Consider the following 25663-nt stretch of genomic DNA (forward strand, 5'->3'; position numbering starts at 1 on the left):
TGGCGGGGTGTGGTTCGGTCAACCGTGGCGCACGGCCCGGCCGGACCGGCGGAACGGTCGTTCAGAAGACCGGATCGGCCGGCAACCTCCGGGAGTCGTTGGCCACCGGCGTCGCGTAGGTGTAGTCGAACAGTGTGGACGGGTCCGGGTGGGGACTGTCGTCGGCGAAGGCGACGGCGGCGTCCACATCGGCCTGGACGGCCTTCTCGATCTCGGCGGCACCGTCCTCGTCCAACACCCCTTCCGCGATCAACAGGGCGCGGAAGGCGGCCACCGGGTCCGCAGCGCGGGCCGCCTCGGCGTCCTCGGAGCTGCGGTACTTGGCCGGGTCGACCACCGAGTGTCCCTTCATCCGGTAGCTGACCGCCTCCAGCATGGCCGGCTCACCGGTGCTGCGCGCGTGCTCGACCAGACGCGTGGCGGCCTCGTTGACCGCCACCACGTCGTTGCCGTCCACCCGCTCGCCGTGCATCCGGTAGGCCACGGCCCGCTTGTACAGCTCGGACTCGGCCGAGGACATCTCCACGGTGGTACCCATACCGAGGTGGTTGTTGACCACCACGAACACCACGGGCAGGTTCCACAGCGCGGCGATGTTCATCGACTCGTGGAAGGCCCCGATGTTCGTGGTGCCGTCCCCCATCTGGCACATGACCACCTGGTCGCCCCCGCGGTAGTCGATCGCCAGCGCGGCCCCGGTCGCCAACGGGAGCTGGCCGCCGACGATGCCGTAACCGCCGAGCAGCCCCGCCTGGGTGTCGAACATGTGCATCGAGCCGCCCAGGCCCTTGGAGGTGCCGGTGGTGCGGCCGTACAACTCGGCCATCACCCTGCCGGGCTCGATGCCCTTGGCGATGGCGTAGCCGTGTTCACGGTAGTTGGTGAACAGGTAGTCCGAGCCCCGCAGCGAACTCATCAGCCCGACCACGGTGGCCTCCTCGCCCAGGTTCAGGTGGCAGTAGCCACCGACCTTGGCCTGGGTGTAGCCCTGGGCGGCGCGCTCCTCGAAACGCCTGATCAGCGTCATCTGCCGGAAGTAGTCGCGCAGTGTCTCCGGGGACTCGGAGCCCAGCGCGGTGTTCCCCCGGCGCTGCTGCGGCCGGCTGCCGCCCGAGCGGCTCCCGCCGCGACGACTCTTCGAACCGGATCCTGCCGGCTTGGTGCGGGTAGCGGTCTCCGCCATGAGAGATCCCCTCTTCGAGTGGATGGTTGCGACGTCCCGCCGGCCGCGACGGCGGGTGGGGCCTTCGCGGCCGAACGTCGGTGTCTGCGGGGTCGGGACCAGCGCCTCGCGCGGGCCCCGACCGACGGGTTCCTCCGCGCGTCAGCGGCGGCGCGGCGGAGCGGTGTGCAGGGGGAGGCCGAGTGCCGACATGGCGGCCTCCATACCGATCTCTCCCAGGGTCGGGTGCGCGTGGATCGTGTCGGCGAGCTCGTCGAGGGTCGCCTCCAGGCTGATGGCCAGCGTGCCCTCGGTGATCAGGTCGCTGGCCGAGGGACCGATCACGTGGACGCCGAGGATCTCGCCGTGCTTGGCCCCGGCGACGATCTTCATGAATCCCTCCTCGTCGCCGGTGGTCTTGGACCTGCCCAACGCGGCGAAGGGGAAGCGACTGGTGACCACCTCGTGCCCCGCCTCCTTGGCCGCCGCCTCGGTGAGACCGACGCTGGCGATCTCGGGGTGGGTGAAGGTGGCGGCGGGCACGACCCCGTAGTCGATGTGGGCCTCGTGGCCCGCGACGGTGTCGGCGGCGACCACACCCTGGTGGGAGGCGACGTGGGCGAGCAGCGCCTTGCCGGTGATGTCGCCGATGGCGTACAGGTGCTCGACGTTGGTGCGCATCCTCTCGTCGACCCGCACGAACCCGCGCTCGTCGGTGTCCACACCCGTGGCCTCCAGGTCCAGGGCCCCGGTGTTGGGTTTGCGTCCCACACCCATGAGGACGACGTCCACGTCGAGCTGCTGTTCCTTGGCGCCGTCGACGTGTACCCGCAGTCCCTGTTCGCCGCGTTCGACGGCGGAGACGGTCGAGTCGGTCAGCACCCGGATGCCGCTCTTGCCCATGGAGCGCCCGAGGGCCTTGCCCACCTCGGCGTCCTCGATCGGAACCAGGCTGGAGGCCATCTCCACGATGGTGACCTCGCTGCCGAAGGCGGCGAACATGCTCGCCCACTCGGCTCCCACGGCGCTGCCTCCGATCACGGCGATGCGCCCGGGCACGTCGTCGAGACCGAAAGCCCCGTCGGAGGTGATCACTCCTGGCAGGTCGCCCCCGGGGATCGGCAGCCGGACCGGTACGGAACCGGTCGCCAGGATCACGTCCTGGGCGCTCACCCGCTCAACCGGCTGGTCACCGGCTGGTTCCGCGGCGTACCTCGGGCCGCCCTCCCCGAGTGGCGACTCCCCGGTGGGGTAGACGTCCACGCTGGTCGGTCCGGTGAACCGGGCGTGCCCGTTGATGACGGTCACTCCGTTGGCCTTGAGCAGACCGGCCACCCCGTCGGTGAGGTTCTTGACGACCCCGTCCTTGCGGCGGGACACCGCGCCGAAGTCGAGTTGCACGTTCTCCGCGTGCACGCCGAAGTCTTCGGAGTGCAGGACGGTCTCGTACACCTCGGCCGAACGCAGCATCGCCTTGGTGGGGATGCAGCCCCAGTTCAGGCACACGCCGCCCGCTTTTTCCTTCTCCACCAGGCCGACCGACAGGCCACGCTGGGCGGCGCGGATCGCCGCTACGTAGCCACCGGGGCCCCCGCCTACCACGAGGAGGTCGAATTCCTGCACGTCGCTGTGCTCCTTCTGTGTCGCACCGCCGAAAGCGTCGCGTTGTCGCGTGTCGAGTGTCGTGACCGCGACCACGGTCGCGCCATGCCTCCACGCCCAGAGTTGACCGCCCGTGACTGTGCACCCCGCACATCTTTCCCACCATTCAGCGACAAAGAGCGCGCATATCAACACTCTCCGATAACCTACCGGCAGTAACCCCAGAGGGAGCCCCGGGAAACAACAGCGACGTCCGACCGAGAGTGAAAAAAACGGAAATTTGCCCACGCACACGGTTGACCCGGCACGAAGGGATTGTTCAAGCCCCCGGTGGGTTCACCCCTCGGAGCGCATCCGCAACGCCGACAACGCCAAGGACAGGGCCACGTAGGAGTCCCGACCGTGGAGCGGTCTGCCGATCAGGGTGGTGATCCTGTGCAGCCGGTTGAGCACGGTGTTGCGGTGACAGTGCAGCCGCACCGCCGCGTTCGCCGTGGAACAGTTCTCCTCCAGCCAGGCGGAGAGGGTCTCCAACAGCATGTCCCGCTCCTTGGGCTGCAGGGCGAGGACCGCGCCCAGGTGTTCGTCCAACAACCGCTGCGCCAGGTCGGGGGACTGCACCAACAGCGCCTCCGGGTAGCGCTGTCCCAGCGAGACGAGCTCCACCGCCCCCCGCGGCGAGGTTCCCAACGCCGTGACGGCCAGCTCGTGGCCCACCCCGACCTCGGCGAGACCACGCACCACCGGAGAGGCCCCCACCCGCCCGCGCACCAGTTGGCGCAGGGCCGACAGCGCGGTCGCCTCCTCGTGCTGCTCCAGCGCGACCAACCCGACGAAGGTGTCGGCACGCACCTGCCAGACCGAACGGATGTGCAGCGCCGACAGCGCGGCCTGCTGCCCCCGCAGGGCGAAGCTGCCGTCGGCGGTCATCTCGGCCACGACCACCAGATAGGGCCCCGAGGTGGGCAGGTCCAGTTCCTTGGCGGTGCGCTGGGCGAAGGCGGTGTCCCGCGCCCGGCCCCCCAACAGGTCCTCCACCAGGGCGTGACGCCGCTGGTCGTCGCTGCGCAGCTGCTCCAGCTCGGTGTTGCGGTAGGAGGTGGACAACGCCGAGGACAGGCCGTCGATGACCGTCCACATGGCGGTGGCCGCGCCGAGCACCGCGTCCGGGTCGACACGGTCGGCGTGCGCCTGGTCGACCAGGGCCTCCCAGACGATGCGCCCGCCGAGCCGGAAGGTCCGCAGCATCACTTCGAGGGGGACGCCCTGCTCGGCACGCCTTCTGCCGATGGCGGCGGCCACGCTGTCGTCCTCACTGCGGGCGACCCGCCCGCTGAGGATGTCCAGCACCCGGGCGAGGTAGTTGGCACACCCCTCCCACAGGTCCTCCCGGGGGACGGGGCTGTAGTCGGTCCACTCCGGGTTGTCGGTGAAGATCGCGGACATGAGCCGCTGCGCCAGCTCCGGGACCTCGTCGAGCTTGGCCGCGGCCAGTGAACGCGTGATTCGTTCGGTGGATCCATCGGGGGTCGTATGGGTGCGCGCCCCGTGGACACCGTCCGTGAAGGGATCAGCCACCACGTCCCCAGACGATACGCGTCGAACGGCCCTCCGACCCGGGCCGAGGAGATTCCGCCGAGCACGCACTCCCGGGGCCGGGGAAAAGAACCGCGACGGGCCGTCCCGCACGCGATGCGTCCTCCGGGGTGTTCACCGACAATTCGGGTCTCGGCCCTTGTACGGGGACGGCGGAAGCCACCGAGGGTGGACGGCCCCAGCCACGCGACGACGGGAGTTCGATGGCCCTGTCCGGATCAGCATCCCGGGGACGCAGATCCCAGCTGCCCGAGGAAGTCGCGGTCCACATCCGCGAACAGATCATCACCGGCCAGGTGCTCGACGGGGAGTACCTGAGGCTGGACCAGCTCGCCGAGGACCTCGGTATCAGTGTCACCCCGGTGCGGGAAGCGTTGATCACCCTCGCGGCGGAGGGGTTCGTGGAGCTCGAACCGCGTCAGGGGTTCGCCGTGGCCGCTCCGAGTCGGACGGACCTGCTGGACGTCTTCGAGTTGCGGGCCCTGATCGGGGGCAGGCTCGCGCGTCGGTGCGCGGAGGTGGCCGACCGGACCTCGCTGGAGCGGCTGGACACGCTGCAACGGGAACTGAACGGCTGCCACGAGCCCGAGGACCCGACCACCGCCGTCGAACTGCTCGGACGGTTCCACACCGAACTCGCCGGCGCGGCACGGGCGGACAAGCTGGCCTGGTTCTTCGAGCTGACCAGACGCTACCTCCCCCGGGAACGCGAGCTGGTGGCCGCCGGGTGGCCCGAGGTGTGCGGGCGGGAGCACCCGAGGGTGCTCCACGCCGCGGCCAAGGGCGACGGCGCCGGGGCCGAACAGGCCATGTACGAGCACCTTCGCGGGCTGGGGGAATCACTGGTCGCCCATCTCGACGAGCAACACACCTGGTCGAGCGAACCCTGACAACTTCGGACAACATCGTTGTAACGATTCGGCAGCGAGGCGCGAATACCCGGGTGTGATGATCTTGCGATGCCGGAAGGGCGGGCATCGCGAAACGTCTCGACAGGGCGCACGCGGGGGTCGCGAACATGCACGTCAGTACTCGTCAGGTGATCGCCTCGGTAGCCGGTACCGTGCTCATGGTGGTGCTGACCGTCGTACTGGCCACCTGGTTCCCCGCCGAACCGGCGCTGCCCGCCGGGCACGAGAACGCCGCGGTGCCACGGATGGTGACGAACTGAGCGGAAACCGCCCACCACCGGAGGACCGCAGCGGCCACTCCCTGGTACGCGGAGCGTAGTCGAGTTCACTCTTCCGCGCGAACGTTCGGCTTTTCAGGACAGGCATGATGGTGGCGAATACCTGCCACGGCACCACCCCCGTGGTCACGGTAGTGATATCACGCACCCCGGCGGATTTCACGATCGTGTGAGTAGGGGAAACTGAACGAAAAGCCCGTGCGCGGGCACACGCTCGCGCGGAGAACGACCGTCGAAGGTGTAACAGGCCGATGCCCAAGACAACCAATCCGGTGGCGAAGCGCAGCGGGGCTTCGACCAACATCATCCTGACCGCGATAGTGCTGGTCGTGGCAGTCGCAGTCATCGGTGGCGTCATGTACTTCGGGGGTGGCGGCACCCAGCAGAACGACTCGGACCGGGTCGCCTCCTCCGTCCTGAACCCCGAGGGCAGCAACAAGGTGCTCGACGCGGGCCCGGACGCACCGACACTGGTCGAGTTCGCCGACTACCAGTGCCCGGGCTGCCACTCCTACTACAACACCGTGAACACCAAGATCGAGGAGGAGTACGAGGGCAGGATCAACTTCGTGGTGCGGAACTTCCCCCTGGACATGCACCCGCTGGCCGAACCCGCGGCCCGGGCGGCCGAGGCGGCCGCCATGCAGGGCGAGTTCACCGCCATGTACCACAAGTTGTTCGACAACTACTCCTCCTGGGCCGTGCGGGAAGGCCAGGGCGTCAGCGACGACAAGCAGCGTGCCACCGAGCAGTTCACCACGTTCGCCGAACAGATCGGTCTGGACGTGGAGAAGTTCCGTCAGGACATGAACTCCGACCAGGTCGGGCAGCGCATCCAGCAGGACCGCCAGGACGGCGCCGAGGCCGGCGTCGGCGGAACCCCCACCTACTTCCTGAACGGTGAGCAGATCCAGTTCGACAAGGGAAGCAGCCCGGCCGAGCAACTGCGGGAGAAACTGGACGGAGCGCTGGCCAAGTGACAGCCACCACGCACACCACCCGCAACGAGGACCCCGAGTCCGTGCCCCCGGAACGGACCGAGCCCCCCCTGTTCGGACGCGGACTGGGCTGGCTGTACCTGATCGGCGGCGGCATCGGGTTCCTCGCCGCCTTCGCGCTCAGCGTCGAGGAGTACCTGAGCCTGCTGAACCCCGACTACGTGACCACCTGCAGCATCAACCCGGTGGTCTCGTGCGGCTCGGTCATGGAAAGCGACCAGGCCACGGCATTCGGCTTCCCCAACCCGCTGATCGGGGTGGCCGCCTTCGCGATCGTGACCACCACCGGGGTGGCCATGCTGTCCGGGTTCCGGCCCCCACGCTGGTACTGGATCGGTATGCAGCTGGGGACGATCTTCGGGGTCGGCTTCGTCCACTGGTTGATCTGGCAGAGTCTGTACGATATCCACGCACTGTGCCCGTACTGCATGGTCGTGTGGGTCGTCACCATAGCGATCTTCTGGTACACGACGCTGCACAATCTCGAACGAAAGCACGTGCCGGTCGGCCCGGTCCGGCCGCTCGTTCTCGGCGCCGCGCGGGTGCACACCGTGCTGCTGCTGGTGTGGTACCTGGTCATCGTCGGGATGATCCTGGAAGCGTTCTGGACCTACTGGAGCAGTCTGCTCTGACCCCGTCCCGGGTGGGGCGGTCCCCCGCCCGGCGGTCACGGGAGGTCCCCCACGTCGTGACCCCCGCCCGGGCGTTCTTCCGGGCCCGGCGGGGGTCCCACGGTTCCGTGCCCCTCCCCGGAGGGAGAAGGAGTCACGCGGGCGCGGTTCGGCCGCTCCCGCCCGCGCCGAACATCCGTTTGCCCGCCTCCGCTGCCGGGTATCAGGCGGCTATGAGCATCGCGTTCCGTCCCCCGCCGTCACCGGGGCAGGATTCCCACAGACACTCCCCGGGAACACACCCCCGTGGAGTCGACCGGCCGCGTCCCTCTGGTTCGATGTGCGGTGGTCTCGCATGAGGTTGGAACGAGGAGTCCACGTGTCAGCACCCTATTCGGATCGTCATCCGGCCTCCGTGGAAAGCTCCGCGCCGGATCCCGACACGCCGAACCCGGCCACCGACCCGCACGCGGTGGAGGTCCGGGTCATGGCGGTGCCCGAACAACTGCCCGTGATGCGCGCCGTGGTCGGCGACCTCGCCATGCGTGCCGACTTCGACGTCGACACCATCGCGGACCTGCGGCTCGCGGTGGACGAGGCCTGTTCCTCGCTGGTGCGGATCGCCTCGGAGCAGAGTCCCCTCGTCGGACGTTTCCGCAGCGCGGAGAACCTGTTGGAGTTCACCGCCGAAGTTACCAGCCCGGAGGCCTCCGGGCCACGTACGAACACCTTCAGCTGGCGCGTACTGAGCGCGCTGACCGACAACGTGGCATCCTCGGTGCGGGAAGCCGGAGAGAACGCTGACGGACACGTCGTGCGTATACAGCTGAGCAAGGGACGGATGGTCCACGAGTGACGCGGGCGGACTCCGAACACGCCTACCGAGGTCAGAACTACGAGGAACTGGCCCCGCTGTTCGTCGAATTCGCGGATCTGGACAAGAGGGATCGGCGTTACGCCGAGCTCCGGGACAGGCTGGTCACCGAACACCTTCCCCTCGCACAGCACATAGCACGCAGGTTCAGCAACCGGGGGGAGGCCCAGGAGGACCTGGTCCAGGTCGCCACCCTCGGTCTCATCAACGCCGTGGACCGGTTCGACCCGCATCGGGGTGTCGACTTCCTGTCGTACGCGGTTCCGACCATCATGGGCGAGGTGCGGCGCCACTTCCGCGACACGGGATGGACGGTACGTGTACCCCGACGCCTGCAGGAAAGGCACCTGTCCATCTCGGCGGCCATCTCGACCCTCTCCCAGAGCCTGGGCAGGGCTCCCACTCCCAGTGAGATCGCCGAACACCTCGGTATCAGCCGGGAGGAGGTCCACCAGGGGCTGGAGGCGGGCAACGCCTACCGCAGCAGCTCCCTCGACGAGCTGCTCAGTGACACCGACGAGATCCCCCTGGGTGACGCCATCGGCTCCTCGGACACCGAGCTGGACGAGGTGGAGAACCGGGCGGCGATCCGTCCGCTTCTGGAGGAGCTGGACGAGCGGGAACGCCGCATCCTGGTACTGCGCTTCTTCAAGTCGATGACGCAGACCCAGATCGCCGAGCAGGTCGGGATCTCACAGATGCACGTCTCGCGGCTGCTGGCCCGCACGCTGAGCCGGTTGCGGGACCGTATCGAGGTCGACGTTCCGGCCGAGTCCCTGAGCGACTGATCCCGCCGTGTTCGTCCCTTCCCCCGGACGCCGGTGCGCAGGGGTGGGGAGAACCGTCCGGCGGGGCTCCGGAGGAAGCCCACCGGGATTCCCCCCGAGACCTGCCGCGGGGTTCCGGAAGGTCTCCCACACGTGGAAAGTTGCCGGGGACCCGGCGTCGGGGGTGGCACGGGTCCCCGGCAACGACATCACCGTGGGCGTCAGCCGAGGCCGTAGCCCCGCTGCTTCAACCACGGAATGGGGTTGATCTCCTGAGCTCCGGGGCCGAGGCGGACCTCGAAGTGCAGGTGCGGCCCCGTGGACTGCCCGCGGCTGCCCACGGTGGCGATCTGCTGTCCGGCCTCCACACGCTGGCCGACGTGCACCTGGGAGCTGTGGATGTGCCCGTAGACGGTGACCGTGCCGTCATCGTGGCGCACCCGCACCCACAGGCCGAACCCACTCGCCGGGCCGGAGCTGATCACGGTTCCCGCCTGGGGAGCGCGGATCGGGGTGCCGGTGTCGGCACCGATGTCGATACCGGCGTGGGCGCCACCGCGTGTGTGGAAGCCCGAGGTCAGAAAGCCCTCGGCCACCAGCTTCTTCGGTTTCGGAGCCGGTGCCTCGGCGGCCTTGGCGGCCCGCTGCTTCTCCTGCTGTTCGGCCTCGCGGGCGAGGGCCTTCTTCTTCGTGGCCTGCTCCTGGACCGCCTTCTTCTGCTCGGCCTCGCGGCGTTGTTCGGCCTGCTTGGCCTTCTCGGCGGCGCGTTGTTGCCGTACCTGCTCGCTCTTGTCGAGGTCGCGCTTCTCGGAGTCGTCCTCGTTCGAGCCTCCGCTGCCCAGCCGCACGGACTCGGGGGCCTCGGGGGTGCCGTTGACGGCGGCGCTCAGCGGACGCTGTTCGGCCACCGGGGCCACGTCACGGTTGTTCGAGCCACCGCCCTGGTCGTCGGTGACAGCCACGAGTGGGGAACCGACAGCGACGAAGGCGCCGGTCGCCACCACTCCGGCGAGAATCCTGTTCCGCGTGGAATGGCGTCCCGAACGCGAAAAAGGACTGCGAAGTGCTCGGGGGACACGCGAGGTGAGGGCGGAGAGTGTGCCACGACCGCCCTTGTCGTGTTTTTCGGCCATGCTCGCCTTTCCGTCTCGGGGAGGTCCGGCCACTTCCCGTCGGGGGTCGGGATGCACTCTCGGGGGTCGAGTGCGTCGTGACCGAACCGTGACGTACCGGCCGCAACGTAGCTTTACGTATTTGTTGCTTCAAGCCCTCCCCCTTTCAGGGGAGGAAAAAAGCACGAGACCCGCCCGTTATGACACGCTGTGTATTCAGCGTGAGGTCGCGATCGGATAACGAGTCAACCAAACGCGCACTTGGCCGCGGTCACCTTCACCCGGACACGTCAACGACGGGAGACGACACCGCGACCGAGAGGACCGAACATCGCCGACTCCGACGATTTCGCTGGTAAGACGTCGCGACAAAAAACGCGAAGATCGTTTTTGCGGCCTGGTTGCCGATCACTCGCACCGACATCCCGATCTCGTGGAGATCGCGGGAAAACGCGACGTCGGTTTCCGGAGGAATGATCGAGGAAACACATCGGGGGCGAGGCTAGAACGAACAAGCCGCAAAAGTGACGTCCGACACGTGGACGCGACGCTTTTCCGGTCGAACACCCTTCCGGAACCACACCGCACGGGAACGGTCACACTGTGCGAGGAACCTCTGCCCACTCCTGGCGAGCGCTGCCCCCGGAGGAATCCCCCACCCACGGGCCAGGCGGACGCGCACCGGAATTGCGGCACGACGAACAGTGCGCGAACATCGACGGTCACCCGGTTTTCGTCCCGCGCCGGGAGGGGAACGTGTCCGAGGACGACACTCGGCCCCCGGGACGCACCCCGGGGGCCTCAGAGACCAACGCCGGCCAGCTGTGGACCGGCGGGGCGGCCACCGCCCTCGTCGCGGCACTCGTCGCGCTGGTGGGGGTGGTGACGGCGCGCGGAGTGCTGCACATCCCCGTACTCGGCCCCTCACGGCACGGAACCCTCGGCGACGTCAGCACCGTCTGGATGTGTCTGCTCTCCGCAGTGGCCGCCCTGCTGGCCACGGGGCTGATGCACCTGTTGCTGCTGAGCACACCACGACCGGGCACCTTCTTCGGCTGGATCGTGGCCCTGGGCACGGTCGCGATAGCCGTACGCCCGTTCACCACACCGGCACCCCTGGAGACCCAGCTCGCGACATGCGTACTGAACCTGCTGGTCGGGCTGGCGATAGGGACGCTGCTCAGCGGGGTGGCCGCGAGTGCGACACGTCGTCGTTCCGGGCCCTAGGCCGGTGGAACGTCGTCGTGTGTCGCCAGCCGCGCGGCCACCCGGACGAACCGTTGCGAACGATTCTCAGTTCTGCTGGACACGCAGCGGACTGGAGGCGGTACGCCACTGCACCGTGGGGCGCATCGCGGCGAGATCCACCCGGTCCTTGTACTGCTCGGCCACGCCGAACAGCGAGTTGATCAGCGTGTTGGACAGCAGGTGCGGGTCGAGTCCGAGCTCGACCAACCCGGTGTGAACCACGTTGTAGTAGTGCTGGTCCTGCTCCACACGCGGGTTCTCCAGGTACTCCACCTCGACGTTGCCGTGGTAGTTGTTGGCCACGGTCTTGGCGAGCTCCTCGACCGAGAAGCTCTCGGTCATCTGGTTGAACACCCGGAACTCACCGGCCTCGGCCGGGTTCTCGGAGGCCAGGCGGATGCACTCCACCGTGTCCCTGATGTCGATGACACCGCGGGTCTGACCACCACTGCCGTACACGGTCAGCGGATGCCCGAGAACGGCCTGGATCACGAACCGGTTGAGCACCGTGCCGAAGATGGCGTCGTAGTCGAACCGGGTAGCCAGCCTCGAGTCGCGCACCGTCTGGGGAGTCTCCTGGCCGTAGACGATGCCCTGGTTCAGGTCGGTGGCCCGCAGCCCCCAGATACGGCAGGCGAACTCGATGTTGTGGCTGTCGTGCACCTTGCTGAGGTGGTAGAAGGAGCCGGGCTTCTTCGGGTAGAGCATCCGGTCGGTCCGCCCCTTGTGGGTGACCTCCAGCCAGCCCTCCTCGATGTCGATGTTGGGAGTTCCGTACTCCCCCATCGTGCCCAGCTTGACCAGATGGATCTCCGGATCCACCTCCCGGATCGCGAACAGCACGTTGAGGTTGCCGATCACGTTGTTCTGCTGGGTGTAGACCGCGTGCTTGCGGTCGATCATGGAGTAGGGGGCCGCACGCTGCTCACCGAAGTGCACGATGGTGTCGGGGTGGAAGTCCCGGATCATCTCCATGGTGAACTCGGCGTCGACGAGATCACCGTAGTACATCCTGATGTGCTGACCGGAAACCTCGCGCCAGGCATCGATCCGTGTCTGCAGTGGCTCGATCGGTACCAGGCTGCGTACGCCCATCTCGTCGTCGTAGGACCTACGGGCGAAGTTGTCGGCCACGGCCACCTCGTGGCCACAGTCGGACAGATGCAGAGCGGTCGGCCAACCGAGATAGCCGTCACCGCCGAGGACGAGGATTCGCACGCCTTCTTCTCCTCTACACAATATCGGCTTCCACGACACCGTCCGTGACGACGTCGTGTTCACCACCTGGCAAAGTCCGCTTCCGCGACCCCGACGAGCGCGGGTGTCCACGGAATGTAATACCCCGGACACGACGCACGAGAACTCAAGACCGTCTCACACGATCGTGCCCGATGTGAAAGGCTAACCGTCACACTGTGACAGCTTGCCCCGCCTTCACGGAGTGGCATGTTCTCATCCGGCCGGCGGCCGGCGAAGCCGTCTCCGTACATTCGTGGAGTGGATCCACGCCCTCCACTCCTCCCACAGGAAGGGAGCACACCGTGACAGCCACGCCGGAACCGCGAACCTCCGGAGCGGGACGCTACTGGCGACTGCTCCGCCGCTTCGCCGGAGCCTCCGCCGTGGCGACGGTGAGCAGCCAACTCGTGTTCGGGCTCTCCTACGCGCTGGGAGCCGGCACGATGACGGCCACCGTGCTGGGCTGGCTGTCGGGAGCCGTCCCCAACTTCCTGCTGAACAGGAGGACGTGGGGCAGCAGGGGGCGAGCCGGGCTGCGCGGGGAACTCCTCCGCTTCGTGCCGATCTCCGTGCTCACGGCGCTGGCGGCCGCGACGGCGACCCACTACACCGAGACGCTGGCCCTGCACGTGTTCCACGATGCCCACACCCCGCGCGTCGCCCTGGTGTGGAGCGCCTACCTGGGGACCTATCTGGTCATGTTCGTGGTCAAGTTCTTCCTGATGGACCGCGTGGTCTTCGCTAGTCGCGGGCAGCACGAGCCGGCTCGCTGAGCTGTTCGTCCACCGAGGAACCGCTCGACGAACGGTCCATACGGCGTGCCTTGCGTTCCCGCAGCCACGTGCCCAGCACCACCCTGGTGTAGCGGTAGCCGTAGAGCACGTTGTTGCCCTTCTTGCTGAAACCGGCGAGACGCTGACGCATGGTCATCGCGCACTCCCGCACCCGGTAGCCGCGTGCCAGCACCCCGACCAGCAGTTCCGAGGACTGGTACTGCTGCTGCTCCAGGCGGACCGAGTTCGGGACCTCGACACGCATGGCGCGGAAGCCGAACGAGGTGTCCGTGATGCGCTGCCCGGTCAACGCGCTGACCAGCCAGGCGAACACGTAGGTTCCCACCCGACGCAGTAACTGCGGGTTCTCGCTGCTGCCGAGACGACGCGAGCCGGTGACGAAGTCCGCCTCATCGTCGATGAGCGGACGCAGCAGGGTGGGCAGTTCCCCGATCTCGTACTGGCCGTCCGCGTCGGTGGTCACCACGTAACGTGCTCCCCGCTGCGCGGCCAGTCGGTAACCGAGTCGCAGCGCGGCACCCTGCCCCCTGTTCTGCGGAGCAGTGCACGTGTAGGCACCGTGACGCCGGGCGACCTCGGCCGTGGCGTCCGTGGCACCGTCGACCACCACCAGGGTGTCCACCCCGAGGCCGCAACTGGTCGTGGGCATCCCGTCCAGCACGGCCGGCAGGGCGTCCTCCTCATTGTAGGCGGCGATCAGCACCACCACCGGGGCGAAGTTGTGATCACCGTAGCGCGCCGTGTACTCGGCGAGCGCTTGCTCATCGACCTCGTCCGGAAAGGTCGTCGACATCGTGTGCTCCTTCAAAGCCGTGTTCGCGGCTACCGGTTCGTCGTGGAATCCTGTGTCTCTGGTCGGTGGCCGAGGACGGCCGTGATTCCCAGGGCCCCGGCCAGGGGCAGCAGCAACAGCCCCGGAAGCTGGTAACGCCAGGAGAACTCCATCGCCGCGGCGGTGAGTAACGCAGCCGAGGGAATCCCTCCGACGAGCAGGCACACCGCTCTGAGGCCACTCCGGTTGGCACGTCCCACCCCCAGAATCGCAGCTATGACCACGAGTAATGCCAAACCGAGGACCGTACCGGGAGTGTAGCCCCCACCGAGCTGGTAGGCGCGCAGAAAGCCCGCGGCCCGTTCGTTGACCGAGTAGCTGCCACCGTCGTAGTACTCCAGCCACCCGTTCAGTGACCACTCCGAGAAGTACAGCGGGTACTCCGTCTGGAAATGCCACCGTGCCAACGGAACATCACCGGGAGACTGGGTGCGCATGGGGGCGAAGCCCTTGAGGAAGTCCTTGGCGACACCTCCGAAAACGTCGAGGGGCTGGCTGCGCAGCACCTCGAAGGCCAGGGAGTGCTGCGCCTGGGAGTAGGTGACGTCCTCGGGCAGCTCGTCGGTGTCGACCTGCCCGCGGAAGAAGTGCATGTAGTAGTCGATCCCCTTGCGTTTGCGCTCGGGAACCGGTTCCTCCGGGCAGACCACCTGTTGCGCCCTGGACAGGTCCAGCTTCTCGCACTCGGCCACCATGGCCGTGCGCCCGAACACCACGCTTCCCGTCGAGCCTCCGAGACCCGGTACTCCGGTCCAGAGCGCGTGGTATCCGGCGTAACCACCGATCACGACCACGAAACCGCCCACCAGCGCCCCCGCCGCCCGCAGACGTCGTCCCCACCCGTCGCGGGGACGCAGTCCGGCCGCCAGCACCACGAACACCGCCGCCGGGACCACGAGGGTCAGCCCCACCAGGCGGACGAGCACCGACACGGCCAGCAGGGCTCCGGCCAGCAGCGCCAGTCTGGGCCCCGGGGTCCCCCACCAGGTCAGCAGGATGATCACGGTCAGCAGCAGCACCTGGAACAGCAGGTCGGACATGACCAGGTGCTCGATCTGCAGCTGATAGGCGTCGAGCAGCACGGGGGCCACCGCCAGGGCGGCCAGCCACCGCCGGCACCCCAACCTCAGCAACAGGCAGTACCCGGCCACGGCCAAGGCCAGACCGAGCAGGTGCTGCACCAGCACGACCGTTCCGAGGTCCCCGACGAGCAGCACCGGCCCCAACAGCAGCAGCTCGTAGCCGATGGGGTTGATGCTGCCGGGGTAGAAGACCCCGAGATCCTTCAGGTACCGGGTGGAGTCGATGTACAGCAGGGCCGGCTGGTAGGCGATCTCCACCACGACACGCAACAGCACCCCGGCCAGCAGCAGCAGCGCCAGCAGCCAGTGCCGCCGGAGAGTACGCACCACGCCACCGGTCATGTCGCTACGGGCACACTGCCATCGGCCGCACGACGGAAGTCGTCCCACACGGTGCGCAGCCCGTCGGTGAACCGTACGTTCGGCTGGTAACCGAGTTCCCTTCCGGCCTTCTCGATCTCGACGATCACCGCGGGCATCTCACCGTTCTTGGCCTCCACGTGCGTCACCGGGATCTGCCTACCCGTGGTCGCGCGCACGGCCTCGATCAGTTCCATCACCGAGACGGACTGCCCCGACCCGATGACGGCCGTTCCGCTGTAGTGCCGGTCCCAGGCGGCGGTGACGGCCCGGACCACGTCGTCGAGATGGACGAAGTCCCGGCTCTGCGATCCGTCGCCGTAGACCTCCACTCCCTCGTCGGCGAGGGCGGCGCGCATGAGACGCGGGACGAAGCTGTCCTTGTGCCCCATGCCCGGGCCGTAGATGTTGGTGAAACGCAGCGCCGCCGCGGAGAGTCCGTAGGCGCCGGTGTAGCCGGAAAGCAGCATCTCGCAGGCTGCCTTGGTGGCTCCGTAGGGAGTCAGCGGACGCAGGGGCAACCGTTCGGAGATGGTGCCGTAGCCGATGTCACCGACCACCGCGTTGGTGGAGGCCAGCACGAAACGCGGAACACCGCGCTGACGCGCCAGCTCCAGCAGTCCCTGGGTGACCTCCACGTTCTCGGTGAACGTCTCGGTGGGCTTGTCCACCGAACGCAGCACGGAGGTGATGGCCGCCAGATGAACGATCCCCGCGCTTCCCTCGGTGACGGCCGCGTCACGAACATCCGGGTCGGTCAGGTCCCCCGCGACGTGACTGACCAGGTGGCGGTGTTCCTCCCGGATCTGGGGCTCGGCACGGTCGACGACGGTCACCGGGCTTCCCCGGTCGGCGAAGGCCCGAACCACGGCACGGCCGACGAAGCCTGACCCCCCGGTCACGATGACACGTTCGGCCTCGGATTCCGGATCATCTGTTTTCGCTGCGGACTGCACAAAGCTGCTTGGCACGTATATGACTCTAACCGTTGCGCTGTTCGTGTCGCGCGAACCCGCCCCCTCGCAAGATCCGGAACGAACTCCCTGGCCACCCCGGTTCATTCAAATATTTTCATATTTCGGCGTGCCGACGGGCCAGCTCAGCCAGCCCCGTGGCGAACACTCCCTCGGCGAAAGTCCGGTCCAACTCGGCCTCCCGCTCCGCATCGGCGTCGTAGCGGGCCCACCACTCCGCGAAGCTCTCCCCGGTGGCCGTGACCGGTCTCACCCGCACGGTGGCCCGATAGCTCCGGATCGGGAACGGTCCCTCCAGCATCTCGTAGGTGTGGCTGTGGCCGAGCTCGTCGAGCGCCACCAGACGTTCGCGGACCCTGGACCCATCGCCCAACCACAATCTCCGGACCGCTCCCACCTCACGGGGGCAGGCCCCGTCCTCCATCTCCAGCTCGGCGATGCCCGGATGCCATCGCGCGAGACCGCCGAAGTCCCCGAACCACTGCCAGACCCGCCGCGCGGGGGCGGCGATCACGACGCTCGCGTACGACTCGGCCACGGTGTTCCTCCCGAACAACGCTCGTGTGTGCCGGAACCCAAGAACCCGGTGCGAGAGCGGCGGTCAGCCGCCCGCCCGGAGGAAGGCCTCGGTCCGCTCGACCAGTGCCCGTTCGGTGGGCAACCGCTCCATGCTGCTGGCCCCGTAGAAACCGTGACAGCGGCGGGTTCGGGACAGCACGTACTCGACGTCCTCGGGAGTGCTGATCGGCCCTCCGTGGCACAGCACGAGGACGTCGTCGCGCACCTCGACAGCGGCGGCGGAGCACTCGTCGATCAGAGCGACACAGTCGTCGAGACTCCTGGCCGTGCGCGCACCGATGCTGCCCCCCGTGGTCAGTCCCATGTGGCACACGAGCACGTCGGCTCCGGCCCGGGTCATCCTGCGCGCGTCCTCGGCCGAGAACACGTAGGGGGTGGTGAGCATGTCGGCCTCCGCGGCGGCGCGGATCAGCTCGACCTCCAGGTCGTAGCCCATGCCGGTCTCCTCCAGGTTCTCCCGGAAGGTTCCGTCTATGAGCCCCACGGTGGGAAAGTTCTGCACCCCCGCGAACCCGAGAGCCCGCAGTTCCGCGAGGAACCTGTCGCGGAGCATGAAGGGGTCCGTCCCGTTCACCCCGGCGAGCACCGGGGTCTCACGCACCACCGGAAGCACCTCGTGGGCCATCTCCACGACGATGTCGTTGGCGTTGCCGTAGGCGAGCAGACCAGCCAGGGAACCCCGCCCCGCCATGCGGTAGCGCCCCGAGTTGTACACGACCAGCAGGTCGATCCCGCCTTCCTCCTCGCACTTGGCCGACAGGCCGGTCCCGGCTCCGCCGCCGACGATCGGCACCCCCCGGGCCGCCTTCTCCCGCAGCCCGCGCAGGATCCCGGAGCGGCTCCCCGGTCCCTCGCTCTCCCCGTCCCGGTTCGGGGTCATCTCTGCACCACCTCCGTGAAGGAGCTCATCAGTTCACGCACGAATTCGGGATCGTTGACGTGGTACGGAACCCGAACCAGACGTCGGTCCTCGTGCTGGGCCAGACTGTTCTCCAAGGCCTCGTACAGCGCGGCGTCGGCCCGTGGGTCGTGGAAGGGGCCGCCCGGGGTGTCCAGCAGGGAGAAGCCGCCCTCGGGAAACAGGAACCGCACCGGCGCGGTGAAGGCGTTGAGCTTGTCCGCCAGGAAACGGCCGATGCGGTCACACTCCTCCGGGGTGGTGCGCATCAGGGTGACCTGGGGGTTGTGCTCGTAGAGGGTTCGGTGGGCGTACTCGGCGGGCACCGTGGAGACGGGACCGAAGTTCACCATGTCCAACGCGCCGCACGAGCCCACGTAGGGGATGCCACTGCTCGCCAGCGTGTCGAGACGCTGCTCGCCGGCACTCATCACCCCGCCCGCGACCAGGTCGCAGATCTCCGTGGTGGTCACGTCGAGCACGGCGCGCAGCATCCCGTCGCCGGCCAGTTTCTCCATCGCACGCCCGCCGGTCCCGGTGGCGTGGAAGACCAGGGGCTCGTACTCGGCCTCCAGCTCGGAGACGAGAGCGGAGACGCAGGGAGTGGTCACACCGAACATGGACAGCGCCACGGCGGGTCTGTCCGTTCCCGCCGGTACGGGCTCCGCGTTCGCGGCCCCGTGCAGCGCGTGGGCGGCGTTGGCCAGCACCCGACGCGAGATCCGGTTCAACCCGGCCATGTCGGTCACGGCGGGCAGCAGCACCGTGTCGCTGGCATCCACGTAGCCCGACACGTCGCCCGAGGCGACGGTGGAGACCATGAACTTGGGAATCCCCACCGGCAGCGCCCGCATGGCGGGGGTGACCAGCGCCGTGGCCCCGGATCCTCCCAGCCCGAGCACACCGGCCACGTCCCCGCGGCCGCGCAGGAAACGGCGGAACGCCTCGGCCATCCCGGATACCGCTGTTCCCCGGTCACCGGTGAACACGGCCGTCTGTCCCTCGGGATGGCAGCCGGCCACCGACTCCGCCGACACCGTGACCGAGCGTTCCACGGGTGCCGAGGTGCTCACGTCCACGGTCACCACGGAGGATCCGTCCCGGCGGAGCAGTTCGGTCACGTAGGCCAGCTCGGCGCCCTTCGTGTCGAAGGTGCCCACGACGTACACGCTGCCCATATCACGCCCCGCGCCCGATCGGTGATCATGCGTGTGGCACTCTACTGATCGATCCGTCCGCGGGACAGTCCTCCAACGGAATCCGGGGAGCGGGCTCACCCGCTCCGACCGGAAACGGCAACGGTGGGGTCCCGCCCGTCGGGCGGGACCCGGTCGCGCCGGGTCGGTCAGTGGCTCCTTCCCCGGCCCCTGACCTTGTTGACGACCCGGTCGATCCTCTCCTTGTTCTTCGGGTCCCTGGCGTAACGCTTCGCCTGTTCCAGCGCCTTCCGGCCCTGGGGACTCCTGGCGATGTCGGTGATCTTCCGGAAAATCGACATGGCCGCTCCTGCCGTCGAATCGGGACTCCGGGGTCCAGCCTACCCACCGCACACGCCGGGTCGACCACGACCACCACGCACCGGACCCGGACGGACACCGTGTGTCACCCGAGCACGCCACGCACCGAGGCGTTGCCCTTGAGCAGGTTCCTCGCCAGGGTGCGGCGCTGGATCTCGTCGGTGCCCTCGAAGATGCGCAGCAACCTCAGGTCCCGGTACCAGCGCTCGATGGGAAGTTCCCGCGTGTAGCCCATGCCGCCGTGGATCTGCATGACCCTGTCGACGATCTCGTTCGCCCGCACACCCCCGTGCAGTTTGGCGATGGACTGGGCGTGTCGGGAGTCCATCCCCTGGTCGGCCTGCCAGGCCGCCTGCAGCACCAGCCAACGCAGGGCCTCGATGTCGACGGCGGAGTCGGCGATCATCCACTGGATGGCCTGGCGGTCGGCGATAGGGGCTCCGAAGGTCTTCCTCGACCACGCGTACTCGGTGGCCATCTCCACCATCCGCTCACACCCGCCGAGCGCGCGGGCCGGCAGCAGGTACCGTCCCCGGCCGATCCACTGCATGGCCAGCGCGAAACCGCCACCGATCTCGCCGAGCACGTTCTCCTCCGGAACCCGGACCCCGTCGAAGGTCAACGCGGCGGGCTGGCGGTCCCACTCCCCCATGATGTCGATGGGCTCGGAGGTCCATCCCATGTCCCGGTCCACCAGGAAGCAGGTCACCCCGCCGTCGGCGCCCTTCTCCTTGTCGGTCACCGCGAACACCATCGCGAAGTCGGCGTCGATCCCGCCGGTGATGAATGTCTTCTCCCCGTCGATCACCCACTCGGAGCCCTCTTTCCGCGCGGTGGTGCGGATGTTCTTGGCGTCCGATCCCGCGTCGGGCTCGGTGATGGCGAAACAGGACTTGCGCGTCCCCTCGATGGTGGGAATCAGGTAGCGTTGCCGTTGTTCCTCGTTGCCGTGGTAGAGGATGTTGTCGGCGCTACCGCCGAAGGTGAACGGCACGAACGTGCGCCCCAGTTCCACCTCGACCAGGGCGGTCATCACGGCGGACAACCCCATCCCCCCGTACTCCTCGGGGGTCTGCACCCCCCAGAAGCCGGCCTGGCGGGCCTTCTCTCGCAGCTGCTCGGTCTCCTCCTTCTCCAAACCGCGTTCGCCGCGGCGTTCCCGTTCCAGTACCCTCTGTTCCAGGGGCATCAACTCACGGTGGACGAAGTTGCGCACCCAGTCGCGGATGTCACGCTCGGTGTCCGACAGGGAGAAATCGACCATCACGGTTCCTTTCCTGGGAAGAATCGACAAAAGGGGAGGGTGTGTGGTGCACCGGCGGACCGGTGCACCGCGCCCCGCCGAACGGTCAGCCGAGCTTGCGACCGCCGTCGACGTAGAGGGTCTGCCCCGTGACGAAGGAGGAGCTCTCACCGGCCAGGAAGGCCACGGTGTTGGCGATGTCCTGCGGCTGTCCCACCCGACGGACGGGGGTCTCGCCCGCCGCGGCCTCCTTGAGGTCCTCGAAGTCCATGCCGAGCCGCTGGGCCGTCGCCGCCGTCATGTCGGAGACGATGAAGCCGGGGGCTATCGCGTTGACGGTGATCCCGAACGGGCCGAGCTCGATGGCCAGCGTGCGCGTGAACCCCTGGATACCGGCCTTGGCGGTCGAGTAGTTGGCCTGGCCGCGGTTGCCGAGCGCGGAGACGCTGGAGAGGTTGACGATCCTGCCCCACCGTTCGGGGACCATCTGCTTCTGGGCCTCCCTGCTGCACAGGAAGGCACCGCGCAGGTGCACCCCCATCACGGTGTCCCAGTCCTGCTCGGACATCTTGAACAGCATGTTGTCCTTGGTCACCCCGGCGTTGTTCACGAGGACCCCGATCGTTCCGAGTTCCTCGGAGACCCGGGTGAACGCGCTCGCCACCGACTCGGAGTCGGTCACGTCGGCCCCCACCGCCAGGGCGCGGCCCCCGGAGGAGCTGATCCGTTCCACGGTGTCGGCGCAGGAGGACTCCTCGAGGTCCACAGCGGCCACGGAGGCGCCCGCCGAGGCCAGGGTCTCGGCGATGGCGGCTCCGATTCCCCGGGCCGCGCCCGTCACCACGGCAACCCGCCCGGTCAGTTCCTGGTTCATGTTCACTCCTGAGCGTCCTCGGTTGTGTCCTGTCGCGCGACGAGACGGGCGCGGAGCTCGCGTTTCAGGACCTTGTGACTGGGTCCCAACGGAAGCTCGGTCACGAAGCTCACCCGGCGCGGGTACTTGTGCGCCGCCAACCGCCGCGCGGACCAGTCGATGATCCCGTCCTTGACCGACTGGTCGGTATCCACACTATCGGCAGGAACCACCACTGCACAGACCTCTTCGCCGCGTTGTTCGTCCGGCAGGCCGATGACGGCGACCTGTTCCACGGCGGGGTGGTCCAGCAGGACCTCCTCCACCTCACGCGGGTAGACGTTGTACCCGTTGCGGATGATCAGGTCCTTCTTCCTGTCGACGATGGACAGGAAGCCATCCTCGTCCCTGCGCCCGATGTCTCCGGTGCGGAACCATCCGTCGACCAACACGGCCTCGGTGGCCTCCGGATCGTTCAGGTAACCGGCGAACACGTTGTGCCCGCGTACCACCACCTCGCCGGCCTGCCCGTCGGGGAGCAACTCGATCCCCTCGGCCTCGGGATCGGCGATCCCCACCTCCGTTCCCCAGAGCGGATGCCCCACCGTGCCGGCTCGGGTGCCCAGCGCGGGCTGGTTCACCGTCGCGCTCGGAGAGGTCTCCGAGAGCCCGTAGCCCTCCAGCACCCGGGTGTCGAAACGTTCCTCGAAACGTTCGAGCACCCGCACCGGCAGCGCCGCTCCCCCGGAAACGCACAGCCGCAGGGTGGGCAGCTCCAGCCCCGGTTCCGCGGCCTCCAGCAGTCGGGAGTACATGGTGGGCACCCCGTGGAACTGGGTGATCCCGTGCTCGCGGATCAGCTCCAGCGCCCGGCTCGGTTCGAAAGCCGGTTGCAGCACCAGGCTCGCCCCGGCGCGGAAGGTCGTGTTCATCGAGACGGTCTGCCCGAAGACGTGGAACAGGGGCAGACAACCGAGCACCCGGTCCCCCGGTCCGGTGTCGTTGGCGTCGAAGGCGTTGACCGTGGCGTTCATGACCATGTTGAGCTGCGTGAGCACGGCGCCCTTGGGCTTTCCCGTGGTCCCGCTGGTGTAGAAGATCACGGCGGGGTCCTCCGGGGACCGGGCGACGAAGCTGCCCACGGGCTCCGCCCGGTCGTCCAGAGCGGGCTCGGGGTGGTCGTCGCGGGGGCCGACGATCGCCAGTGGTGTCCCGGTCAGCCGGGAGCACCCCCGTGCGAGGTCGAGCCGGTCGGTGTGGCCGACGACCAGCTTCGCCCCCGAGTCGGAGACCAGGTGCGCCGCCTCCTCCGGACGCAACAGCAACGGCACCGGCACGACCACCGCACCCAGGGTCTGTACCGCGTAGTAGACCCGCACGAACGCGAGGACGTTGGGGGCCACCAGGGCCACCCGGTCTCCGGCGGAGACTCCCAGCACCCGCAACGCCGAAGCGTGCTCGCGCGCCTGACGCCACAACTGCCCGTAGGTGACCTGGTGCTCCCCCTCCACGACCGCGGTTCTGTCGGGGAAACGGGTCGCCGGCTCGGCGAGCAACGAGGCCGACGAGAGGGTGGCCCGGATCGTCTCCGCTCCGGAACCCGGCGGGAGGTTCGCGCCGGGGGCGGTCTCGTTCATCAGCGATCTCCTCTCGGACAGGAGCCGCTGCCGCGTGCGGCACGCACCGCCGCGGCTGACAGCCTCACCAGTTAACTAACGTTGTTAGTTTTGGTGACCCTACAACCACGCTCCCGTTTTGACCAGAGCCACGCCCGAACCCCGCTCGCCCGCCCACGTGACGAGCGAACAACCGGAACACCGTGCGCACCACCACCCGCCGCACCACGACGACGCCGGTATGCCACATTGATCCCGGGCTCGCGCCCCACCGCACGCGGCCACAGCGCGACCACCGGCCCGGCACGCACCGAGGCCGCCCGCCCCGAGCGAGCCGCCGAGACCACGACCGAGGCCCCGGAGGTCACGACGTGCCCCGACCCAGCACCCCCCTGCTGTCGATGGAACGCATCCGCGAACACGCCGTGGAGATCATCGACGAGTCCGGACTGGAAGCCCTCTCCATGCGGAAACTGGCCGAACGACTGGGAGTGCGCGCCGCCTCGCTGTACAACTACGTGCCGAACAAGGACGAGCTGCTGCAGGACATCGCCAACTCGGTGATGTCGGAGGTGGACGTCTCCGGATTCGACAGCGACTGGGTCACCGGGCTGACGGTGTGGGCCCGTTCCTACCGGGCCGCGCTGGCGGCCCACCCCAACCTGGTCCCCTTCCTCGCCTCGGGTCCCGCGCGCAGGGAGAACGCCCTGCGCCGCGCCGACGCGGTCCACGGAGGGCTGATCAGCGCGGGGTGGCCCCCGCGTTACGCGACCATGATCGGCGCCTCGGTCAAGTACCTGGTGCTCGGCTCGGCCATGGGCTCCTTCGCGGCCGGGTTCCCCGCCGAGGCCGAGGTCTACGAGGAACGCTTCCCCAACCTGGAACACGCCCACCTGCTGCCCCGGCACGCCACGGAGATCGACCACGCCAGCTTCGAACTCGCCCTGGAGGCCTTCGTCGAGGGGCTGCGCCGACGCCACGCCGAACTGACGGGAGAGGACTGAACACCGACCGCCGGCCTCCCGGTCCCGCCACGCGGAAAACCGTCCCCGGATCGTGAGGATCACGCTGCGGAGTGCTTGACTCGACAGCGGGGGCTCCGTAGCGTCCTGTCCATAACCGAACAGTGCGCCGATGACGTCATGCGGGAGAGACTCCGCAAGCGGCTCGCGGCAACGCCGCCCGGCCACGGCAAGGGTTCCGACGTGCACGCGGAGCGCCGAAGGAGCAAACACTCCCCACAAACTCTCAGGCCCCATCACCGCATGGCACCAGGCGATCACGGAGGAAAGCAGGGGTCCGGTGCCCCTCGCCCACGGTGCAAGCCGCCACGCGGTGAAACTCTCAGGCCAATGACTCCGGGGAGACGCCGAGAAGGGCGCCTACCAGAGGAGTTGCACACCATGTCGTCACCCCGCCAGACCCCGCTGCACGAGGTCCACCAGCGACTGGGCGCGACGTTCACCGAGTTCGCGGGCTGGGAGATGCCGCTACGCTACTCCGGCGACACCGCGGAACACAACGCCGTCCGCAACACGGCGGGCCTGTTCGACCTCACCCACATGGGCGAACTCAGGCTCAGCGGACCACAGGCCGCCGAGGCACTGGACTACGCGCTGGTGGCCAACGCCTCCGGCATCAGGGTCGGACGTGCCCGCTACACGATGATCTGCGACGAAGCCGGTGGGGTCCTGGACGATCTCATCGTGTACCGCACCGCGGAGGACGAGTTCCTCGTGGTCGCCAACGCGGCGAACGCGGCGACGGTCTCCGCCGAACTCACCGAACGGACCCGTTCCTTCCGCGTCGACTACACCGACCTCTCCTCGGAGTACGCCCTGATCGCCGTCCAGGGCCCGGCCGCCCCGGAGATCCTCGCCCCGTTGACCGACACCGACCTCACCCAGGTGCGGTACTTCGCGGGCTATCCGAGCAAGGTCGCCGACTGTGACATTTTACTCGCCCGGACCGGCTATACCGGCGAAGACGGTTTCGAGCTGTTCACATCGACCGCCGACGCCGCTACGGTTTGGAACGCGCTCAGCGAGTCGGGCGCACCGCACGGGCTGCAACCCGCGGGCCTGGCGTGCCGGGACACACTGCGACTGGAAGCGGGCATGCCGCTGCACGGCCACGAGCTCTCGACGGACCTGACTCCGTTCCACGCGAACCTGGGGCGTGTGGTTCGGCTGGACAAGTCCGCGGACTTCGTGGGCCGCGCGGCGCTCGCCGCCGTCGCCGAACAACCACCGCGGAGGACTCTGGTGGGGCTGCGCGGGACGGGACGCCGCGCACCACGACACGGCTACCGGGTGCTGGACAACGACGGCACCGAGGTCGGCGTCGTGACCAGCGGTGCTCCCTCACCCACGCTGGGACACCCGATCGCGATGGCCTATGTGGACAGGGCCAACGCCGAGCCGGGTACCGAGCTGCAGGTGGACATTCGCGGTAAGGCCGCGGCGGCCGAGGTCGTCGACCTTCCCTTCTACAACCGCAACCGCTGAACGCGGCCGA

25 protein-coding genes and 2 riboswitches are annotated in these 25663 nt (G+C 68.3%); of the genes, 10 read left to right on the forward strand and 15 right to left on the reverse strand.

What is annotated here, in order from left to right:
• Positions 1–61: 61 nt before the first annotated feature.
• The 3 genes from pdhA to CEP50_RS05240 form a co-directional block, all read right to left on the reverse strand.
• Positions 62–1183, reverse strand: a complete 1122-nt coding sequence (pdhA, locus tag CEP50_RS05230; RefSeq protein WP_106112786.1) for a pyruvate dehydrogenase (acetyl-transferring) E1 component subunit alpha — start codon at positions 1181–1183, stop codon at positions 62–64.
• Between the two features lie 141 nt (positions 1184–1324).
• On the reverse strand, positions 1325–2785 hold the full coding sequence (gene lpdA / locus CEP50_RS05235) for a dihydrolipoyl dehydrogenase (protein WP_106112907.1): 1461 nt from the start codon (positions 2783–2785) through the stop codon (positions 1325–1327).
• Between the two features lie 315 nt (positions 2786–3100).
• Positions 3101–4345 (reverse strand): PucR family transcriptional regulator, encoded by a 1245-nt coding sequence (locus tag CEP50_RS05240; RefSeq protein WP_219905330.1) that lies wholly within the window; start codon positions 4343–4345, stop codon positions 3101–3103.
• Between the two features lie 218 nt (positions 4346–4563).
• On the opposite strand from CEP50_RS05240, the gene CEP50_RS05245 reads away from it, so the two are divergent.
• The 6 genes from CEP50_RS05245 (at position 4564) to CEP50_RS05265 (ending at position 8820) form a co-directional block, all read left to right on the forward strand.
• A complete protein-coding gene (locus CEP50_RS05245) occupies positions 4564–5250 on the forward strand; it encodes a GntR family transcriptional regulator (RefSeq protein WP_106112787.1) in 687 nt (228 codons plus the stop codon).
• A 128-nt stretch (positions 5251–5378) separates the two neighbouring features.
• Positions 5379–5531 carry a hypothetical protein gene (locus CEP50_RS20045; protein WP_181188237.1) on the forward strand — a complete coding sequence of 51 codons (153 nt, stop codon included), beginning with the start codon at positions 5379–5381 and terminating at the stop codon, positions 5529–5531.
• A gap of 269 nt (positions 5532–5800) precedes the next feature.
• A complete protein-coding gene (locus CEP50_RS05250) occupies positions 5801–6529 on the forward strand; it encodes a DsbA family protein (RefSeq protein ID WP_106112788.1) in 729 nt (242 codons plus the stop codon).
• The gene (locus tag CEP50_RS05255; protein ID WP_106112789.1) at positions 6526–7179 is read left to right on the forward strand and encodes a vitamin K epoxide reductase family protein; all 654 of its coding nucleotides are present in this window, start codon (positions 6526–6528) and stop codon (positions 7177–7179) included. Before CEP50_RS05250 ends, CEP50_RS05255 begins: the two co-directional genes overlap by 4 nt.
• 358 nt (positions 7180–7537) lie before the next feature.
• Positions 7538–8014, forward strand: coding sequence for an ATP-binding protein (locus CEP50_RS05260; RefSeq protein WP_258174851.1), 477 nt, complete (start codon positions 7538–7540; stop codon positions 8012–8014).
• Positions 8011–8820 (forward strand): RNA polymerase sigma factor SigF, encoded by an 810-nt coding sequence (locus CEP50_RS05265; protein ID WP_106112790.1) that lies wholly within the window; start codon positions 8011–8013, stop codon positions 8818–8820. Before CEP50_RS05260 ends, CEP50_RS05265 begins: the two co-directional genes overlap by 4 nt.
• A 200-nt stretch (positions 8821–9020) precedes the next feature.
• On the opposite strand, the gene CEP50_RS05270 is transcribed toward CEP50_RS05265, so the two are convergent.
• Positions 9021–9803, reverse strand: coding sequence for a M23 family metallopeptidase (locus tag CEP50_RS05270; RefSeq protein ID WP_258174853.1), 783 nt, complete (start codon positions 9801–9803; stop codon positions 9021–9023).
• 864 nt (positions 9804–10667) lie between these two features.
• Here CEP50_RS05270 and CEP50_RS05275 point away from each other — a divergent pair.
• Positions 10668–11138, forward strand: coding sequence for a DUF6069 family protein (locus CEP50_RS05275; RefSeq protein WP_258174855.1), 471 nt, complete (start codon positions 10668–10670; stop codon positions 11136–11138).
• A 66-nt stretch (positions 11139–11204) separates the two neighbouring features.
• Here the strand turns inward: CEP50_RS05275 and CEP50_RS05280 are convergent, their stop codons facing one another.
• Positions 11205–12377 (reverse strand): NAD-dependent epimerase/dehydratase family protein, encoded by a 1173-nt coding sequence (locus CEP50_RS05280; RefSeq protein ID WP_106112793.1) that lies wholly within the window; start codon positions 12375–12377, stop codon positions 11205–11207.
• A gap of 323 nt (positions 12378–12700) precedes the next feature.
• Between CEP50_RS05280 and CEP50_RS05285 the strand changes: the two genes are divergently transcribed.
• Complete coding sequence (locus tag CEP50_RS05285) at positions 12701–13171, forward strand: GtrA family protein (protein ID WP_106112794.1); 471 nt, start codon at positions 12701–12703, stop codon at positions 13169–13171.
• Here CEP50_RS05285 and CEP50_RS20300 read toward each other — a convergent pair.
• The 10 genes from CEP50_RS20300 to CEP50_RS05325 form a co-directional block, all read right to left on the reverse strand.
• Positions 13140–13985: a glycosyltransferase family 2 protein gene (locus tag CEP50_RS20300; RefSeq protein ID WP_219905331.1), complete on the reverse strand. Its 846-nt coding sequence runs from the start codon at positions 13983–13985 to the stop codon at positions 13140–13142. The genes CEP50_RS05285 and CEP50_RS20300 overlap by 32 nt on opposite strands.
• Positions 13986–14014: 29 nt before the next feature.
• Positions 14015–15448, reverse strand: a complete 1434-nt coding sequence (locus tag CEP50_RS20305) for a hypothetical protein (RefSeq protein WP_219905332.1) — start codon at positions 15446–15448, stop codon at positions 14015–14017.
• Positions 15445–16371 (reverse strand): NAD-dependent epimerase/dehydratase family protein, encoded by a 927-nt coding sequence (locus CEP50_RS05295; protein ID WP_181188233.1) that lies wholly within the window; start codon positions 16369–16371, stop codon positions 15445–15447. Before CEP50_RS05295 ends, CEP50_RS20305 begins: the two co-directional genes overlap by 4 nt.
• A 166-nt stretch (positions 16372–16537) precedes the next feature.
• The gene (locus CEP50_RS05300; RefSeq protein WP_106112796.1) at positions 16538–16978 is read right to left on the reverse strand and encodes an SRPBCC family protein; all 441 of its coding nucleotides are present in this window, start codon (positions 16976–16978) and stop codon (positions 16538–16540) included.
• Positions 16979–17041: 63 nt separating this feature from the next.
• Positions 17042–17899, reverse strand: a complete 858-nt coding sequence (locus tag CEP50_RS05305) for a phosphoenolpyruvate hydrolase family protein (protein ID WP_181188221.1) — start codon at positions 17897–17899, stop codon at positions 17042–17044.
• Positions 17896–19095, reverse strand: a complete 1200-nt coding sequence (locus tag CEP50_RS05310) for a Tm-1-like ATP-binding domain-containing protein (protein ID WP_106112797.1) — start codon at positions 19093–19095, stop codon at positions 17896–17898. The genes CEP50_RS05305 and CEP50_RS05310 overlap by 4 nt, the downstream gene beginning before the upstream one ends.
• 167 nt (positions 19096–19262) lie before the next feature.
• Positions 19263–19415 carry a hypothetical protein gene (locus tag CEP50_RS20050; protein ID WP_181188222.1) on the reverse strand — a complete coding sequence of 51 codons (153 nt, stop codon included), beginning with the start codon at positions 19413–19415 and terminating at the stop codon, positions 19263–19265.
• 104 nt (positions 19416–19519) lie between these two features.
• A complete protein-coding gene (locus CEP50_RS05315) occupies positions 19520–20698 on the reverse strand; it encodes an acyl-CoA dehydrogenase family protein (RefSeq protein WP_106112798.1) in 1179 nt (392 codons plus the stop codon).
• A gap of 85 nt (positions 20699–20783) precedes the next feature.
• Entirely contained in the window at positions 20784–21551 is a 768-nt protein-coding gene (gene fabG, locus CEP50_RS05320) for a 3-oxoacyl-ACP reductase FabG (RefSeq protein ID WP_106112911.1), read from the reverse strand.
• A gap of 2 nt (positions 21552–21553) precedes the next feature.
• Positions 21554–23167, reverse strand: a complete 1614-nt coding sequence (locus tag CEP50_RS05325; protein WP_106112799.1) for a long-chain-fatty-acid--CoA ligase — start codon at positions 23165–23167, stop codon at positions 21554–21556.
• Between the two features lie 350 nt (positions 23168–23517).
• Between CEP50_RS05325 and CEP50_RS05330 the strand changes: the two genes are divergently transcribed.
• Positions 23518–24150, forward strand: a complete 633-nt coding sequence (locus CEP50_RS05330; protein WP_106112800.1) for a TetR/AcrR family transcriptional regulator — start codon at positions 23518–23520, stop codon at positions 24148–24150.
• Positions 24151–24281: 131 nt separating this feature from the next.
• A riboswitch (glycine riboswitch) is annotated at positions 24282–24420 on the forward strand.
• Positions 24421–24515, forward strand: a riboswitch (glycine riboswitch).
• 34 nt (positions 24516–24549) lie between these two features.
• A complete protein-coding gene (gcvT, locus tag CEP50_RS05335; RefSeq protein ID WP_106112801.1) occupies positions 24550–25653 on the forward strand; it encodes a glycine cleavage system aminomethyltransferase GcvT in 1104 nt (367 codons plus the stop codon).
• Positions 25654–25663: the final 10 nt, after the last annotated feature.

This window comes from Actinopolyspora mortivallis (assembly GCF_003001495.1).
Taxonomy (GTDB): Bacteria; Actinomycetota; Actinomycetes; order Mycobacteriales; family Pseudonocardiaceae; genus Actinopolyspora; species Actinopolyspora mortivallis_A.